The sequence below is a fragment of the Campylobacter sp. BCW_6873 genome, from assembly GCF_001762365.1.
In the GTDB taxonomy this organism is placed as follows: Bacteria; Campylobacterota; Campylobacteria; order Campylobacterales; family Campylobacteraceae; genus Campylobacter_D; species Campylobacter_D jejuni.
Genome location: NZ_MJWS01000046.1, coordinates 1 through 1,532 on the forward strand (window position 1 = coordinate 1; position 1,532 = coordinate 1,532).

2 protein-coding genes are annotated in these 1,532 nt (G+C 27.1%); both read left to right on the forward strand.

The genetic code is table 11. The annotated features are described in order from the left end of the window. The coding region (locus AJ932_RS10480; protein ID WP_186820403.1) for a hypothetical protein at positions 1–1,233 on the forward strand (1,233 nt) is incomplete at its 5' end. Next, entirely contained in the window at positions 1,230–1,442 is a 213-nt protein-coding gene (locus AJ932_RS02385; protein ID WP_070278717.1) for a hypothetical protein, read from the forward strand. The genes AJ932_RS10480 and AJ932_RS02385, both read left to right, overlap by 4 nt. Positions 1,443–1,532: the final 90 nt, after the last annotated feature.

The window sequence follows — 1,532 nt, forward strand, 5'->3', positions numbered from 1 at the left end:
AAACATAAAGATTTCTTACAAACCAGAAAAGAACCTTATGCTATTTATTTAGCCATAAATACAAACATAAAAAGTTATAATAATATTTGTCCTAGCGAGCAATATTTTTGGAAATTTAATGATATGAATGAGCTTGAATGCTATAATCCAAAATTTGGCATATATCTTGGTAAAATTGTTTTTGATAAAAAAGGCAACAAACTCATCCCAAAATACATAGCCACTAAATTTGAAAATTTAGAAGAAGAAGTTAAAAAGATAAAAAATCCCTTATGGCTTGCTAATAAAAATCCTAATTATATTAAACCTAAATTTTATGATGGTATGGATGGGGGTTATTATTTTGAAAGTCCAAATAATTTAGAGTATCAATGTAAAATAGAAAAAGACACTCAAATTTTAAGCCAAGAACAAATCATTTCCTATGTGAAAGAACTTTATAGTAAAAACACAATGATAATAAAAAATTATATTGATGCAATCAATAAAGACTATGGCATAAAACCTTTCGTATTTAGTGATGAAATTTATGATCAATTAGGAGAAGTTGGCATTCTTACAAAAGAACAAGCTAATAATTTTAAAGATAAAAGTTATATTAAAAAAAATCCAATATTGCTTGCTATGCTTGATTATTTAGCAAAACAAAATAAAAAAGATGAAGATTATTTAATCACTTTTGATGATGAGTATTTTTATGCTTATTTAGTTTGGAGTTTAAAAGATTTCTTATTAGAGCTTTCTTATGGTTTGTTTCAAGATGAAACCAAGCTTCTTTTTAATCCTGCAGCTTATATGGATGACACAAAAATAGATTATAAAAATTTAAACGAAGAAATAAATAAGCGTTATGAAAAAATATTGCTTGATATGGGATTTGAAGGAGAAAATGGTTATTTTAATGATTATTATGATTATGGCTTTGGCAATAATGGTATTTTTAAATTTAACATATATGATTATTTTGCTTATGATGAAATAGGAGTGCGCCCATATGTTTCTCCTAGAAGCCCTTTTTATAGCCCTAATTTTGTCTATTCTGATGGAAATTATCACGGAGATGCAAAGCTTATCCCTTCTGCTTTAGGAAAGTATTATTTTGAGCTTTCCTATCAGAAAGGAGTTTATATAGAACTTTTACGCCCTTATTATCCAAGCATAAAAGATTTACCAGAAGGTTGGGACAATAAAATGCTAGAAAAAGCTAATTTAAATAAATATGAGCATCCATGAAAAAACCTTTTTACAAACTTAAAAGATTTTATATACCTTGTGGTGTGCTTATAGCTTTGATTATTTTTATAAGCTTAACTTATCATTTTTTACAACGACCCTTAGAGCTTATCTTTTGGGATAGATATGATATATCGAAATTATCTATTAATAACGAAGAGAAAAATTTTAAAACAATGAAAACTATGAATTACTCCTACTTTTGCTAACGCTTAGAAGTAGGAGCTTCCTAACTAAAGCCAAGTATTCTTAGCTAGCTCGAAAGGCTTCTTGTTTATAGCTTACACCTAAATTTTCAT